The organism is Pseudocolwellia agarivorans (genome assembly GCF_002000085.1).
Lineage (GTDB): Bacteria > Pseudomonadota > Gammaproteobacteria > Enterobacterales > Alteromonadaceae > Pseudocolwellia > Pseudocolwellia agarivorans.
The window spans coordinates 1-16248 of sequence record NZ_MUZU01000024.1 but is presented as its reverse complement, the minus strand read 5'-3'; the positions used below and the strand labels follow the sequence as shown (position 1 = coordinate 16248).

13 protein-coding genes and 1 tRNA gene are annotated in these 16248 nt (G+C 38.8%); all 14 read left to right on the top strand.

The window, feature by feature from the left end:
• Window positions 1-126: EF-Tu C-terminal domain-related protein (locus B0X80_RS19955; protein WP_077340506.1), on the top strand; the 126-nt coding region annotated here is incomplete at its 5' end.
• Between the two features lie 246 nt (window positions 127-372).
• Window positions 373-449, top strand: a tRNA-Trp gene (locus B0X80_RS19950).
• Between the two features lie 87 nt (window positions 450-536).
• Complete coding sequence (gene secE, locus B0X80_RS19945; protein ID WP_077343594.1) at window positions 537-917, top strand: preprotein translocase subunit SecE; 381 nt, start codon at window positions 537-539, stop codon at window positions 915-917.
• 3 nt (window positions 918-920) lie between these two features.
• The gene (nusG, locus tag B0X80_RS19940; RefSeq protein WP_245825510.1) at window positions 921-1535 is read left to right on the top strand and encodes a transcription termination/antitermination protein NusG; all 615 of its coding nucleotides are present in this window, start codon (window positions 921-923) and stop codon (window positions 1533-1535) included.
• Between the two features lie 270 nt (window positions 1536-1805).
• Window positions 1806-2234, top strand: a complete 429-nt coding sequence (rplK, locus tag B0X80_RS19935) for a 50S ribosomal protein L11 (RefSeq protein ID WP_076421062.1) — start codon at window positions 1806-1808, stop codon at window positions 2232-2234.
• A 3-nt stretch (window positions 2235-2237) separates the two neighbouring features.
• Window positions 2238-2933 carry a 50S ribosomal protein L1 gene (gene rplA / locus B0X80_RS19930; RefSeq protein WP_077343591.1) on the top strand — a complete coding sequence of 232 codons (696 nt, stop codon included), beginning with the start codon at window positions 2238-2240 and terminating at the stop codon, window positions 2931-2933.
• Between the two features lie 293 nt (window positions 2934-3226).
• Window positions 3227-3721, top strand: a complete 495-nt coding sequence (gene rplJ, locus B0X80_RS19925; protein WP_077343588.1) for a 50S ribosomal protein L10 — start codon at window positions 3227-3229, stop codon at window positions 3719-3721.
• Between the two features lie 100 nt (window positions 3722-3821).
• Window positions 3822-4190, top strand: a complete 369-nt coding sequence (gene rplL / locus B0X80_RS19920; protein ID WP_076421056.1) for a 50S ribosomal protein L7/L12 — start codon at window positions 3822-3824, stop codon at window positions 4188-4190.
• 202 nt (window positions 4191-4392) lie between these two features.
• Window positions 4393-8421, top strand: a complete 4029-nt coding sequence (gene rpoB / locus B0X80_RS19915) for a DNA-directed RNA polymerase subunit beta (RefSeq protein WP_077343585.1) — start codon at window positions 4393-4395, stop codon at window positions 8419-8421.
• A 95-nt stretch (window positions 8422-8516) separates the two neighbouring features.
• Entirely contained in the window at window positions 8517-12713 is a 4197-nt protein-coding gene (rpoC, locus tag B0X80_RS19910; protein WP_077343582.1) for a DNA-directed RNA polymerase subunit beta', read from the top strand.
• 203 nt (window positions 12714-12916) lie between these two features.
• On the top strand, window positions 12917-13291 hold the full coding sequence (gene rpsL, locus B0X80_RS19905) for a 30S ribosomal protein S12 (RefSeq protein ID WP_077343579.1): 375 nt from the start codon (window positions 12917-12919) through the stop codon (window positions 13289-13291).
• 95 nt (window positions 13292-13386) lie between these two features.
• Window positions 13387-13857 (top strand): 30S ribosomal protein S7, encoded by a 471-nt coding sequence (rpsG, locus tag B0X80_RS19900; protein ID WP_077343577.1) that lies wholly within the window; start codon window positions 13387-13389, stop codon window positions 13855-13857.
• A gap of 90 nt (window positions 13858-13947) precedes the next feature.
• On the top strand, window positions 13948-16053 hold the full coding sequence (gene fusA / locus B0X80_RS19895; protein WP_077343574.1) for an elongation factor G: 2106 nt from the start codon (window positions 13948-13950) through the stop codon (window positions 16051-16053).
• 92 nt (window positions 16054-16145) lie between these two features.
• Window positions 16146-16248, top strand: a 103-nt coding sequence (locus B0X80_RS19890) for a GTP-binding protein (RefSeq protein ID WP_245825411.1), incomplete at its 3' end; no start/stop codon positions are given.

The window sequence follows — 16248 nt, the reverse complement described above, 5'->3', positions numbered from 1 at the left end:
GGCGACAACTTAAAGTTTGTTGTAGAGCTGATCAACCCAGTAGCGATGGACGAAGGTTTACGCTTCGCGATCCGTGAAGGTGGTCGTACAGTTGGTGCTGGTGTAGTATCTAAAATCATTGACTAATATCGTTTAATCGATAGTGAATGTAGAAAGGTCGCGTAAGCGGCCTTTTTTTTGTGAAAAAAAAGATTTATCATTCACACAAAAGCAAACTTCACTCTAAGTATATTTAAAACCCAAAAATAGTCCTTGAGTAAAATACATGTCTGAGTATAATAGCGCCTCACTTCTAGAGTCTCTCTTAATTCCAAACAAACTAAGAATCACTCAATAAGTGTAGCTATTTAACAGTAAATGGTTAAATACAATAGGGGTATAGTTCCAATTGGTAGAACAGCGGTCTCCAAAACCGATGGTTGGGAGTTCGAATCTCTCTACCCCTGCCAAATTTGATAAACATGTGAATGTTTGAAGTAAAATCTCTTTTGAGATTATTTCGTCTTAGTTTAGACGCGTAATTACAGGTTAAGAATATGAACGTAAGTACTGAAAGCCAACCTAGTGGGTCTTTTGATTTTTTGAAATGGGGCTTAGTTCTCATTATATTAGCAGGTGCTGTTGCAGGAAATTATATCTTTGGTGAAGAATCTGTTCTTTATCGTGCAATTGGCGTTGTTGCTGCTATAGCAGTTGCAGGTTTAATTGCTATGCAAACTGAAAAAGGACGCTCTGCCGTTATTTTTGCTAAAGAGTCAAAAACAGAGATACGTAAAGTTGTATGGCCAACTCGTCAAGAAGCTATTCAAACAACGGCTATCGTATTAGTGGCAACACTTATTATGTCTATTATTATGTGGGGTCTAGACTCAGTTTTATTCTGGGTAGTTGGCTTTATTACTGGCTTACAGGTTTAAATTATGACAGAAGAAATTATTAACGACGACAACCTAAATGAAAACTCTGCAGAGACATCAGCAGAAACCCCAGCTGTTGATCCAAAACATCATTTAAGATGGTATGTGGTTCAAGCTTTTTCTGGTTATGAAGCGCGCGTACAAAAAACATTAATAGAACATATTGAAATTAATGAATTACAAGACAAGTTTGGTCAAATACTAGTACCAACTGAAGAAATTGTTGAGATGCGTGCAGGGCAAAAACGTAAAAGCTCACGTAAGTTCTTCCCTGGCTATGTTTTAGTACAAATGGCTATGGATGAAGAAGCATGGCACTTAGTTAAAAGTGTGCCTCGTGTACTTGGTTTTATTGGCGGCACAAGTGACCGTCCAGCTCCTATCACTCAAAAAGAAGCTGATCGTATACTACAGCGTTTAGAAGATACTGATAAACCTAAACCTAAAACCTTATTTGAACCAGGTGAAGTCATTCGAGTTATTGACGGTCCATTTGCTGACTTTAATGGCGTTGTTGAAGAGCTTGATTACGAGAAAAACCGTATTAAAGTTTCAGTGCTTATTTTTGGTCGCTCTACTCCGGTAGATTTAGAGTTTGGTCAAGTTGAAAAAGGCTAAGACTAGACTCAAATGATTTTATAAAAAACCAAAGCCTAGCTTTGGTTTTTTTGTTTTTACGGCAAAGATAACTTCACCTTCTCTTCTTCTAGCCCTCTAACCTACAACTAAGTCATAAAGGGCTTGAATTAACCGCATTGATTAATATATAATCCGCTGCCGATTTTTTTTAACTCGAGTAGTTAAATATTAAATCTCGGTATTTTTATAACGGGGAGCTAGTTCAATTATAGTAATTAGCGTTAGAACCCAAACTATAGGTATTGAAAAATGGCTAAAAAAGTCCAAGCTCTAATCAAGCTACAAGTTGCTGCTGGTGCAGCAAACCCGTCACCGCCAGTTGGTCCTGCATTAGGTCAACATGGTGTAAACATAATGGAATTCTGTAAAGCATTTAATGCAAAAACAGATTCATTAGAAAAAGGCGCTCCAGTTCCAGTAGTTATTACTGTATACAGTGACCGTTCTTTTACATTTGAAACAAAAACTCCACCTGCTGCATATTTACTTCTTAAAGCAGCTGGTATTAAAAGCGGTTCAGGCCGTCCTAACACTGAAAAAGTTGGTACTGTTACAACAGCACAACTTGAAGAAATCGTTAAGACTAAAGAACCTGATTTAACTGCTGGTTCACTTGAAGCTGCAGTGCGTACCATTGCGGGTTCTGCTCGTTCAATGGGTTTAGTGGTAGAGGACTAATCAATGGCTAAATTATCAAAACGCGCTCGTCTTATCCGTGAAAAAGTAGACGTATTAAAAGAATATGAAATCAGCGAAGCAATCGCTTTATTAAAAGAATTTGCTACTGCTAACTTCCGTGAAAGTGTTGATGTTGCTGTAAACTTAGGCATTGATGCACGTAAATCTGACCAAAACGTACGTGGCGCAACTGTGTTACCAAACGGTACTGGTCGTGATGTTCGTGTTGCTGTATTTACACAAGGCGCTAACGCTGAGAAAGCTAAAGAAGCCGGTGCTGACATTGTTGGTATGGAAGATCTAGCTGAGTTAGTTAAAAAAGGCGAAATGAACTTTGACGTTGTAATCGCTACTCCTGACGCAATGCGCGTTGTTGGCCAATTAGGTCAAATTTTAGGGCCACGTGGTTTAATGCCTAACCCTAAAGTAGGAACTGTAACTCCTGACGTAGTAACTGCTGTAAACAATGCAAAAGCTGGTCAAATTCGTTACCGTAACGACAAAAACGGCATTATCCATACTACTATTGGTAAAGCTGATTTTGAAGAAGCACAATTACAACAAAACCTTGAAGCATTATTGGAAGCATTGAAAAAAGCTAAACCAGCAAATGCTAAAGGTCAGTACATTAAGAAAATTTCTGTATCAACTACTATGGGTGCCGGTGTTTCCGTTAGCCAAGCAAGTTTAACAGTATAATTTTCAAAGCGCCTATTTTTAGGTGCTTTACAAGGGCGGGATTATAAACTATAATCTCGCCCCTTAAATTTTGGTAGATGTTGTTGATTTTAGTTATGCAAAAAATCAATGACCTCGTCAAAGACCGTAGGTGCTTTGTTGATACTTAGCTTAATTAAATGCCTACGTAGATGGTGATTACCCAGTATTTCCTAATTCTGGTCCTCGCCGTAATGGCCTATAATTTATTGATACTAAATGAATTATAGGGATAGTAAATACCGGCTTAGCCGGTGAACCAGGAGTTAAAGCCAATGGCTATCAATCTTGATGACAAAAAAGCAATTGTTGCTGAAGTTCAAGAAGCTGCTAGTGGCGCTCAATCAGCTGTAATCGCGGATTCTCGCGGTGTTTCAGTTGAAGCAATAACGACTTTACGTAAAGAAGCTCGTGAAAACGGTGTATGGATGAAAGTTATTCGTAACACGTTAGCACGTCGTGCTTTACAAGGTACTGATTACGAATGTGTTTCTGACACACTAGTTGGTCCATCGTTAATTGCATTCTCAAACGAGCATCCAGGTGCTGCAGCGCGTTTATTTACAGACTTTGCGAAAAAAAATCCAGAGTTTGAATTAAAAGCAGCGGCATTTGAAGGTAATGTTGTTGATGTACAGGTACTTGCAAAACTACCTACATACGACGAAGCTATTGCACGTTTAATGAGCGTTATGAAAGAAGCATCTGCTGGCAAATTATGCCGCACGATTGCTGCAGTACGCGATCAGAAAGAGCAAGAAGCTGCCTAATTATTGTTTGTCTTTTATATATAAGAAAACAATGTGCACTTTTTGTATTTATAGTTATTTATAACAATCATAAGATTGTTACTTAAACAGGAAATTTATAATGTCTATTTCTAAAGACGATATCCTAAATGCTATTGCTGAAATGTCAGTAATGGATGTAGTTGCTTTAGTTGAAGCAATGGAAGAAAAATTCGGCGTATCTGCTGCTGCTGCTGTTGCAGTTGCTGGTGGTGATGCTGGTGGTTCTGCTGAAGAGCAAACTGAATTCGACGTAATCTTAACAGGTTTCGGTGAGAAGAAAGTTGCAGTAATCAAAGCGGTACGTGGCGCAACTGGTCTTGGCTTAAAAGAAGCTAAAGACTTAGTAGAGTCTGCACCTAAAGCACTTAAAGAAGGTGTTGAAAAAGCTGAAGCTGAAGAACTTAAGAAAGCTCTTGAAGAAGCTGGTGCTTCTGTTGAGATCAAATAATCTGTTTTTAAATAGATTATTTGCCTGAAAAGGCAATGGCTGGTGATTTAAAAGTCACCGGCCTTTTTGCGCTAAAGAAAGTGGGTTTTTAAAGCCCAAAAACAGTGCATTATTGACGTCTAGACGTAGATGTCACTGTAATACTCTGCCAAATATAATGTATATAGGCAGTTCGGTCATAACCAGCTAGCTGAGGAACCCCATGGCTTACTCATACTTTGAGAAGAAGCGAATTAGAAAGGACTTTGGTAAAAGTACACAAGTAATGGATTATCCATTTCTGTTGTCAATCCAATTAGAATCTTTCCGCAAGTTTATAGATATTGATCCGACAGGTGAAACAGGCCTAGAAGCTGCGTTTCGTTCTATTTTTCCAATTAAAGCGTATTCTGGTAGTTCAGAATTACAATATGTTAGTTACCGTTTAGGTGAACCATTATTTGATGTTAAAGAATGTCAAATTCGTGGTGTAACTTATTCTGCTCCATTACGTGTAAAGCTTCGTTTAGTTGTATACGATAAAGAAGCAGCAGCTGGTACGGTAAAAGATATCAAAGAACAAGAAGTTTATATGGGCGAAATCCCATTGATGACTGAAAACGGAACGTTTGTTATCAACGGAACGGAACGTGTAATCGTTTCTCAACTACATCGTTCTCCGGGCGTTTTCTTTGATCATGATAAAGGTAAAACTCATTCATCAGGTAAAGTATTATATAACGCACGCGTTATACCTTACCGTGGTTCATGGTTAGACTTTGAATTCGATCCAAAAGATAATCTATTTGTACGTATTGACCGCCGTCGTAAATTACCTGCGTCAATATTATTACGTGCATTAGAATATTCTACTGAAGAAATTTTAGATATTTTTTACGATACAACATCGTATGAAATCAAAGGCGATAAGCTCATAATGGAGCTTGTGCCAGAACGTTTACGTGGTGAAACTGCAACGTTCGATATTAAAGTAGGTAAAGGCGATGTTCTTGTTGAACAAGGTCGTCGTATTACTGCTCGTCACATCCGTACTTTAGAGAAAGAAAAAGTAACATCATTAGAAGTGCCTGCAGAATACATTGTGGGTAAAGTTTTATCTAAAGCATATATAGATAAATCAACTGGTGAAGTTATTGCTGAAGCTAATGCTGAATTAACATTAGAATTATTAGCCGAATTAAGCCAAGCAGGCCATAAGAAAATATCTACTCTATATATGAATGAATTTGATGTTGGTTCATATATGTCAGATACGTTAAGAGTAGATAGTTCAACTAACCGTCTAGAAGCATTAGTTGAAATTTACCGAATGATGAGACCTGGTGAACCACCAACAAAAGATGCTGCAGAAACATTATTTAATAACCTATTTTTTGCTTTAGAGCGTTATGACCTTTCTACTGTTGGTCGTATGAAGTTCAACCGTCGTGTTGGAATTGCTGATGAAATAGGTGAAGGAATTTTATCTAAAGAAGATATTATTTCAGTTATGAAAACATTAATTGGTATACGTGATGGTAAAGGTGAGGTGGATGATATCGATCACCTTGGTAACCGTCGTATCCGAAGTGTTGGTGAAATGGCTGAAAACCAATTCCGTGTTGGTTTAGTTCGTGTAGAGCGCGCTGTTCGTGAACGTTTAAGTCTTGGTGACTTAGATGCGATCATGCCACAGGATTTAATTAACGCTAAGCCTATTTCTGCTGCTGTTAAAGAATTCTTTGGTTCTTCACAACTTTCTCAATTTATGGATCAAAACAATCCATTATCAGAAGTTACGCATAAGCGTCGCATATCAGCATTAGGTCCAGGTGGTTTAACACGTGAACGTGCTGGTTTTGAAGTTCGAGATGTACATCCAACTCATTACGGTCGTGTTTGTCCAATTGAAACGCCAGAGGGACCAAACATTGGTTTGATTAACTCTCTGTCATGTTATGCACGTACAAACGATTACGGTTTCTTAGAAACACCTTATCGTAAATTGGTTGACGGTGTAGTAACTGATGATATTGAATATTTATCAGCAATCGAAGAGGGTAACTTTGTTATCGCTCAAGCGAATGCTGAATTAGATAAAGAAAACCGATTAACTCAAGAACATGTTCCTTGTCGTTATAAAAACGAATTTACATTAAAAGCTGCTGATTCAGTGCAGTATATGGATGTATCTCCGCAACAAATTATTTCTGTTGCAGCAAGCTTAATTCCGTTCTTAGAACACGATGATGCAAACCGTGCATTAATGGGATCAAACATGCAACGCCAAGCCGTTCCAACATTAAAAGTGGATAAACCGCTTGTTGGTACAGGTATGGAAAAAATTGTTGCAGTTGACTCTGGTGTAACAGCAGTTGCTAAACGTGGCGGTGTTGTAACGTATGTTGATGCTTCACGTATTGTTGTAAAAGTTAACGAAAATGAAATGGTACCCGGTGAAGCTGGTATCGATATTTATAACTTAACTAAGTACACACGCTCTAACCAAAATACTTGTATCAATCAACGTCCTGTGTGTCGTATGAATGAACCTGTAACTCGTGGTGATGTGTTAGCCGATGGCCCGTCAACAGATATGGGTGAATTAGCGCTTGGTCAAAACATGCGTATCGCATTCATGCCTTGGAACGGTTACAACTTCGAAGATTCAATGTTGTTATCAGAACGTGTAGCGATAGAAGATCGCTTCACAACGATTCATATCCAAGAGTTAACCTGTATTGCTCGTGATACTAAATTAGGTTCTGAAGAAATAACTTCAGATATTCCTAACGTTGGTGAATCAGCTTTATCTAAACTTGATGAAGCGGGTGTTGTTTATATTGGCGCTGAAGTTAAAGGCGGCGATATCCTTGTAGGTAAAGTAACACCTAAAGGCGAAACTCAATTAACACCAGAAGAAAAATTATTACGTGCTATTTTTGGTGAAAAAGCAGCTGATGTTAAAGACAGCTCTTTACGTGTGCCGAATTCGGTTTCAGGTACTATTATCGATGTTCAAATCTTCACTCGTGACGGTGTAGAAAAAGATAAACGTGCTGTTGAAATCGAAGAAATGCAATTAAAAGAAGTTAAGAAAGATCTTGGCGATGAATTTAGCATTTTAGAAGATGGTATTTATGCACGTGCTAAGAAACTATTATTATCAGCAGGTCTAAATGAAGCTGATTTAAATAGCATGTCTCGTGACAAGTGGTTAGTTCAAAATTTATCTGATGAAGGACAGCAGTCTGAATTAGAACAAATTGCAGAACAATACGACAACATAAAAGCAGACTTTGATAAGAAATTTGAAGTTAAGCGTCGTAAAATCACTCAAGGTGATGACCTAGCTCCAGGTGTACTTAAAATTGTTAAAGTATACTTAGCGGTTAAGCGTCACATACAGCCTGGTGATAAAATGGCTGGTCGTCATGGTAACAAAGGTGTTATTTCTAATGTTGTTCCTGTAGAAGATATGCCGTATGACGAACATGGTGTACCTGTTGATATCGTATTGAACCCGTTAGGTGTTCCATCGCGTATGAACATCGGTCAGATCTTAGAAACTCATTTAGGTATGGCTGCCCGTGGTGTTGGTGAAAAAATCAACCGTATGCTTCAAGCACAGCAAGAAATTCATAAATTACGTAATTTCTTACAAGATGTTTACAATGTCGGTGAATCACGTCAAGAAGTTGATATTGCAAGTTTTTCTGATGACGAAGTCATGCGTTTAGCATCTAACTTACGTGCAGGTTTACCTATTGCAACTCCAGCTTTTGATGGTGCAGCTGAAAAAGAAATTAAAGAGTTGTTTAAATTAGCTGATATGCCTGAAAGTGGACAATTTACATTAACTGATGGTCGTACAGGTCGTGAATTTGAACGTCCTGTAACTGTAGGCTACATGTATATGTTGAAACTAAACCATTTAGTTGATGATAAAATGCATGCACGTTCTACTGGTTCATACTCACTTGTTACTCAGCAACCTCTTGGTGGTAAAGCACAATTTGGTGGTCAGCGTTTTGGTGAGATGGAAGTATGGGCACTTGAAGCTTATGGTGCTGCATATACTCTACAAGAAATGCTAACAGTTAAATCAGATGATGTTAACGGTCGTACTAAGATGTATAAAAACTTAGTAGATGGTGATCATCGTATGGAACCAGGCATTCCTGAGTCGTTCAACGTATTGTTGAAAGAGATTCGTTCGTTAGGTATTAACATCGAATTAGACCAAGAATAGCAAATAACTGATTTGCTGGCTTTTTGTTATAAAAGTTAGTACATGGAGAGAGTAGAAATACTCTCTCGCGTATTTAACTCCGACAGGAGAATAGTGTGAAAGATTTACTTAAGTTTCTTAAGCAACAAAATCAAACAGAAGAGTTCGATGGCATTCGCATCGGCCTAGCATCACCAGATATGATCCGTTCATGGTCATTTGGTGAAGTTAAAAAACCAGAAACAATTAACTATCGTACGTTCAAACCTGAGCGTGATGGCTTATTTTGTGCGCGTATATTTGGACCAGTAAAAGATTATGAATGTCTTTGTGGTAAATATAAACGTCTTAAGCACCGTGGTGTTATTTGTGAAAAATGTGGCGTTGAAGTTACATTAACTAAAGTTCGTCGTGACCGTATGGGGCATATTGAATTAGCAAGCCCTGTTGCACATATTTGGTTCTTAAAATCATTACCGTCTCGTATTGGTTTATTACTTGATATGACACTTCGTGATATTGAACGTGTTTTGTATTTCGAATCATACGTAGTAACAGAGCCAGGTTTAACGACTTTAGAAAAGAGTCAAATTCTTACAGAAGAAGAATACCTTGACGCTCTAGAAGAGCATGGCGATGAGTTTGATGCGAAAATGGGTGCTGAAGCCGTACTTGCATTATTACAACAAATCGACCTTGACGGTGAAGTAGCGCAAATGCGTGAAGAACTTCCAGAAATTGGTTCTGAAACTAAGCGTAAGAAAATTACTAAACGTTTAAAATTAATGGAAGCATTCGCTGCTTCAGGCAACAAGCCTGAGTGGATGATTATGTCTGTTCTTCCAATTTTACCACCAGATTTACGTCCTCTAGTTCCACTAGATGGTGGTCGTTTTGCTACGTCAGATTTAAACGACTTATACCGTCGTGTAATTAATCGTAATAATCGCCTTAAACGTCTTCTTGATTTAGTAGCTCCAGACATTATCGTACGTAACGAAAAACGTATGTTACAAGAGTCTGTTGATGCATTATTAGATAACGGTCGTCGTGGTAGAGCTATTACTGGATCAAACAAACGTCCATTAAAATCGCTTGCTGATATGATTAAAGGTAAGCAAGGTCGTTTCCGTCAAAACTTACTAGGTAAACGTGTAGATTACTCTGGTCGTTCTGTAATTACAGTTGGTCCAACACTACGTTTACACCAGTGTGGTTTACCTAAGAAAATGGCACTTGAGTTATTCAAACCATTTATTTACGGTAAATTAGAAGCACGTGGTTTAGCGACTACGATCAAAGCAGCTAAAAAATTAGTTGAACGTGAAGGCGCTGAAGTTTGGGATGTACTTGATGAAGTAATCCGTGAACATCCAGTTATGCTTAACCGTGCACCAACACTTCATAGACTAGGTATTCAAGCATTTGAACCTGTTCTTATTGAAGGTAAAGCAATCCATTTACATCCATTAGTTTGTGCGGCATATAACGCCGATTTCGATGGTGACCAAATGGCGGTACACGTACCATTGACAATCGAAGCTCAAATGGAAGCTCGTACGTTAATGATGTCAACGAATAATGTACTTTCTCCTGCTAACGGTGATCCAATCATCGTACCATCACAAGATGTTGTATTAGGTCTTTATTATTTAACACGTGATCGTGTAAATGGTAAAGGTGAAGGTATGATCTTCTCAGACACTAAAGAAGCAGAAAAAGCATACCGTACTGACGTAGCTGAATTGCATGCTCGTGTTAAAATTCGTATTACTGAACATGTTAAAAATGCTGAAGGTGTATTAGAAGCTCGTACATCATTACGTGATACTACCGTAGGTCGTGCAATTTTGTGGCAAGTATGTCCAGATGGTTTACCGTATGACTTAATTGATCAGCCGCTTGGTAAAAAACCGATTTCGAAACTGATTAACCATGCTTACCGTAACCTTGGTTTAAAAGAAACGGTAATGTTTGCTGACCATATCATGTACACAGGTTTCCATTACGCAATGGTAGCTGGTGCATCTGTTGGTATTGATGACATGGTTATTCCTGCTGCTAAGTACACAATCATTGAAGACGCTGAAGAAGAAGTTGCTGAAATTCAAACACAGTTTGAACAAGGTCTTGTCACAGCGGGTGAGAAGTACAACAAGGTAATCGATATTTGGTCATCTGCTAACGAAAAAGTTTCGAAAGCGATGATGGATAACTTATCTAAAGAAACTATTATCAATCGTGATGGTGAGCCGGAAGAACAAGATTCTTTCAACTCAATCTTTATGATGGCCGATTCTGGTGCTCGTGGTAGTGCTGCGCAAATACGTCAGCTTGCTGGTATGCGTGGTCTGATGGCTAAACCAGATGGTTCAATCATTGAAACACCTATTACGGCTAACTTCCGTGAAGGTCTTAACGTATTACAATACTTTATCTCGACACATGGTGCGCGTAAAGGTCTTGCCGATACAGCACTTAAAACAGCTAACTCGGGTTACTTAACTCGTCGTTTAGTTGATGTTGCACAAGATTTAGTCGTAACTGAACATGACTGTGGCACATATGATGGTCTACTAATGACACCACTTATTGAAGGTGGTGATGTTGTTGAACCATTAAGAGAACGTGTACTTGGTCGTGTAGTTGCAGAAGATGTATTAAAGCCTGGAACTGAAGAAGTTCTATTACCTCGTAATACACTAATTGACGAAGCACTTTGTGATTTCATTGAAGAGAATTCAGTGGATCAAATGATGGTACGTTCAATTATTACCTGTAAAACTGACTTTGGTATTTGTGCGCATTGTTATGGTCGTGATTTGGCTCGTGGTCATATGATCAACCAAGGTGAAGCCATTGGTGTTGTAGCAGCACAATCAATTGGTGAGCCAGGTACACAGTTAACCATGCGTACGTTCCATATCGGTGGTGCAGCATCTCGAGCATCAGCAGAGAACAATGTACAGGTTAAAAATAACGGTACTTTAAAACTTCAAAATGCGAAGTATGTAACAAACTCTGAAAATCACTTAGTTATTACATCACGTTCATCAGAACTTACAGTAATTGATGAGCATGGTCGTGAGAAAGAGCGTTATAAAGTTCCTTACGGTTCTGTAATCTCTAAACAAGATGGCGAAGAACTACAAGCTGGTGACATCATAGCTAATTGGGATCCGCATACGCATCCAATTATCACAGAGGTTGGTGGTAGAGTTCAATTTGTTGAATTAATCGATGGCGTAACTATGGTTCGCCAAACAGATGAATTAACTGGTTTATCAAGTATTGTTGTAACTGATGCTGGTCAACGTAGTTCTGCTGGTAAAGAAATGCGACCTATGGTTAAGCTTGTTGATGCCAAAGGTAATGATGTAATGATTGCTGGTACAGAAATACCAGCGCAATACTACTTACCAGGCAATGCGATTGTTAACCTTGAAGATGGTGCGGAAGTAAACATCGGTGACGCATTAGCACGTATACCACAAGAAAGTTCAAAAACTCGTGATATCACGGGTGGTCTACCTCGTGTTGCTGATTTATTTGAAGCACGTAAGCCTAAGTTACCAGCTATACTTGCAGAGAAAACAGGTATCATTGGTTTTGGTAAAGAAACTAAAGGTAAAGTTCGTTTATTAATCACTCAACCAAGTGGTGAAGTATACGAAGAAATGATCCCTAAAATGCGTCAACTTACAGTGTTTGAAGGTGAATCAGTGCTTAAAGGTGAAGTTATCGCCGATGGTCCTGAGTCTCCGCATGACATCTTAAGATTACGTGGTGTAGCTCCAGTCGCTAATTACATAGTAAACGAAGTACAAGAAGTATATCGCTTACAAGGTGTAAAGATTAACGATAAGCACATCGAAGTAATTGTTCGTCAAATGATCCGTAAGTGTGAAATATTAGACGCTGGTGATAGTGACTTCTTAAAAGGTGAACAGCTTGAAGTTGCCCATGTAAATATTGCAAACCGTGAGTTGGAAGCACAAGGTAAAAAACCTGCTGAATACGAAATGCAAATGATGGGTATTACTAAAGCATCACTTTCTACTGATTCATTTATCTCTGCTGCTTCTTTCCAAGAAACAACACGAGTTTTAACTGAAGCTGCTGTAGCAGGTAAGAAAGATAACTTACGTGGCTTGAAAGAAAACGTAATTGTTGGTCGATTAATTCCAGCAGGTACGGGTTATTCATACCATCAAGAAAGAGCTCGTAAGCGTAATGCAGTACCAGTTGAAGAAGCTACTGTTTCTGTAGACGATGCAGCCCAAGCGTTAACTGATGCATTAAATGCAGATTAATTCATATCGGCATTTAAAGTAGAATATTAGGTAAAGTAAGCTGTAAAACTTGACAGCTTACTGCTTGACCTATAGAATTCCGCGACCTGATATTCTGTACAACTTTTGTATAGTATGGCAGGTCGCGGATTTTCACGTTTATAAGGGTATGAATTTCTTATTGATTGGAATTTATACAAGTTTAACTAATCGGGAGCTATTTAATGGCAACTATTAACCAATTAGTACGTAAACCTCGTGTTAGACAAGTAACAAAAAGTAATGTTCCGGCATTACAAGCTTGTCCACAACGTCGTGGCGTATGTACTCGTGTGTATACAACTACACCAAAAAAACCAAACTCAGCACTACGTAAAGTTGCTCGTGTTCGTTTAACTAACGGATTCGAAGTTACTTCATACATCGGTGGTGAAGGTCACAACTTACAAGAGCATAGCGTAATTTTAATACGTGGTGGTCGTGTAAAAGATTTACCAGGTGTGCGTTATCACACTGTTCGTGGCGCACTAGATTGTTCTGGTGTAAACGATAGAAGACAAGGCCGTTCTAAATACGGTGCTAAGCGACCAAAATCTTAAGCTATTCCATTTCTTTAATTAGAAATAGAAAGCGTTAAGTAAGGCCAAATAGATATTAAATTTTGGGTTATACCTGAAAACAACGGAGAATTAAGATGCCAAGAAGACGCGTCGTAGGGCAACGTAAAATATTGCCAGATCCTAAGTTCCATAACGAACTTTTAGCAAAATTCATCAACATCCTTATGGTTGATGGTAAAAAATCTACTGCAGAAAAAATTGTATATGGTGCACTAGACATTTTAGTTGAGAAATCTGAAAAAGATCAATTAGAACTTTTCGAAGAAGCTTTAGAAAACATCCGCCCACAAGTGGAAGTTAAATCGCGTCGTGTAGGTGGTTCTACTTATCAGGTTCCAGTTGAAGTACGTCCAGTTCGTCGTAATGCTCTAGCCATGCGTTGGTTAGTTGACGCAGCTCGTAAACGTGGTGAAAAATCAATGGCTCAGCGCCTAGCTAACGAAATGTTAGATGCGTCTGACAGCAAAGGCTCAGCGGTTAAGAAACGTGAAGACGTTCACCGTATGGCTGAAGCAAACAAAGCATTCGCTCACTACCGTTGGTAGAAAAGTGATTGTAGTGATTACCGTTTGTCATAAAACGGTAATCACAACTTTTTATTATCTGGGTTTGAAGCTCAGGAAGAGGATGTAAAAGTGGCACGTACTACCCCTATAGAGCGCTATCGTAACATTGGTATCTGTGCTCATGTTGATGCCGGTAAAACGACAACTACAGAAAGGGTACTTTTTTATACAGGCCTTTCACACAAAATTGGTGAGGTGCACGATGGTGCAGCCACTATGGACTGGATGGAACAAGAACAAGAGCGAGGTATTACAATAACCTCAGCAGCAACAACTTGTTTTTGGAAAGGTATGAATGCGCAGTTTGAAGATCATCGCATTAATATCATTGATACTCCTGGTCATGTTGACTTTACTATCGAAGTAGAACGTTCTCTACGTGTACTTGATGGTGCAGTACTTGTATTATGTGGTTCTTCAGGTGTTCAACCACAAACTGAAACTGTATGGCGTCAAATGGAAAAGTACTCCGTTCCGCGTATTGTTTTTGTTAATAAAATGGATCGCACAGGGGCAAACTTCCTAAATGTAGTTAACCAGATGAAAACTCGTCTTGGCGCAAATGCAGTTCCAATTCATTTGGCTATTGGTGCGGAAGAAGATTTTAAAGGTGTAATCGACCTAATTAAGATGAAAGCAATCAACTGGAATGAAGCAGACCAGGGAATGACTTTCACTTACGAAGAGATCCCCGCTGAAATGCAGGATGAAGCCGAAGAATGGCGTGAAAATTTAATATCTGAGGCTGCAGAAGCGTCAGATGAAATGATGGATAAATATCTCGAAGAAGGTGATTTATCCGAAGAAGAGATAAAAGCAGGATTAAGAGCAAGAACATTGAATAACGAGATTATTTTATGTTCTTGTGGTTCAGCATTTAAAAACAAAGGCGTACAAGCTGTATTAGATGCAGTTGTTGAATATTTACCGTCTCCTGTTGAAGTTGCTGCTATAACTGGTATAAATGACGATAAAGATGAAACAGAAGGGACGCGAGAAGCAGATGATAAAGCGCCGTTTTCAGCATTAGCTTTTAAAATAGCGAATGACCCCTTTGTTGGTACATTAACGTTCTTCCGTGTATATTCTGGTGTTGTTAAAACAGGTGATACCGTTTACAACCCAATTAAAGGTAAAAAAGAACGTTTAGGTCGTATTGTGCAAATGCATGCAAACGACAGAAAAGAAATTAAAGAAGTGTACGCTGGTGATATCGCAGCGGCAATAAGTTTAAAAGACGTTACAACAGGTGAAACTTTATGTGATCCAAATCATGTAATTACACTTGAACGTATGGAATTTCCTGAGCCAGTGATCTCAGTAGCTGTAGAGCCTAAAACATTAGCAGATCAAGAAAAATTAGCTATAGCATTAGGTAAATTAGCGGCAGAAGATCCTTCATTTAGAGTTGAAACAAATGAAGAAACAGGACAAACAATAATTTCAGGTATGGGGGAATTACACCTTGATATCTTAGTTGAGCGAATGAAACGTGAATTTAGTGTTTCATGTAATGTGGGGAACCCTCAAGTTGCTTATCGTGAAACTATCCGATCAACAGTTAATGTTGAAGGGAAATTTGTTCGACAATCAGGTGGTCGTGGTCAATATGGTCATGTATGGTTGAAAATGGAGCCTTTACCTGAAGGAAAGGGTTTCGAGTTTGTTGACGAAAGTGTTGGTGGTAGCGTTCCAAAAGAATATATCCCGGCAGTTGAGAAAGGCTGTAGAGAGCAAATGGACAGCGGTGTACTTGCTGGCTATCCTATGCTTGATGTAAAGGTAACACTTTATGATGGTTCTTTTCATGACGTTGATTCAAACGAAATGGCGTTTAAAGTAGCTGCATCAATGGGCTTTAGACAGGGAGCTATTGAAGCTTCTCCTGCACTATTAGAACCTATGATGAAAGTTGAAATAACAACGCCAGAAGAAAATATGGGTGATGTCGTTGGTGACTTAAATCGTCGACGCGGCTTAATCGATGGCATGGATGAAGGGCCTGCGGGTTCTAAAATAGTGAATGCTACGGTACCACTATCAGAAATGTTTGGTTATTCAACTGCTTTACGCAGTGCCACTCAAGGGCGAGCTTCTTACTCGATGGAATTTCAGCAATATAGTGAAGCTCCTCAGAAAGTACTCGACTCATTAACTAATTCTAATGGATTCTAATGGATTCTCGTAAGGCGCTCACTTAATATTTAGTGAAAGTCTAGCTCGGTCAACATGGCTGCGCTTTTAATAAACTTTAAGGTAATTGTAAAATGGCTAAAGAAAAATTTGAACGTAATAAACCACACGTCAACGTTGGAACAATCGGACACGTGGATCACGGTAAAACAACGTTAACAGCTGCTATCTCAGCGG

Bases quoted from the DNA above. Each gene is read 5' to 3' on its own strand.
- rpoB (WP_077343585.1), top strand. From the start codon at position 4,393: ATGGCTTACTCATACTTTGAGAAGAAGCGAATTAGAAAGGACTTTGGT.
- secE (WP_077343594.1), top strand. From the start codon at position 537: ATGAACGTAAGTACTGAAAGCCAACCTAGTGGGTCTTTTGATTTTTTG.
- nusG (WP_245825510.1), top strand. From the start codon at position 921: ATGACAGAAGAAATTATTAACGACGACAACCTAAATGAAAACTCTGCA.
- rplJ (WP_077343588.1), top strand. From the start codon at position 3,227: ATGGCTATCAATCTTGATGACAAAAAAGCAATTGTTGCTGAAGTTCAA.
- rplA (WP_077343591.1), top strand. From the start codon at position 2,238: ATGGCTAAATTATCAAAACGCGCTCGTCTTATCCGTGAAAAAGTAGAC.
- rplL (WP_076421056.1), top strand. From the start codon at position 3,822: ATGTCTATTTCTAAAGACGATATCCTAAATGCTATTGCTGAAATGTCA.
- rpsL (WP_077343579.1), top strand. From the start codon at position 12,917: ATGGCAACTATTAACCAATTAGTACGTAAACCTCGTGTTAGACAAGTA.
- rpsG (WP_077343577.1), top strand. From the start codon at position 13,387: ATGCCAAGAAGACGCGTCGTAGGGCAACGTAAAATATTGCCAGATCCT.
- rplK (WP_076421062.1), top strand. From the start codon at position 1,806: ATGGCTAAAAAAGTCCAAGCTCTAATCAAGCTACAAGTTGCTGCTGGT.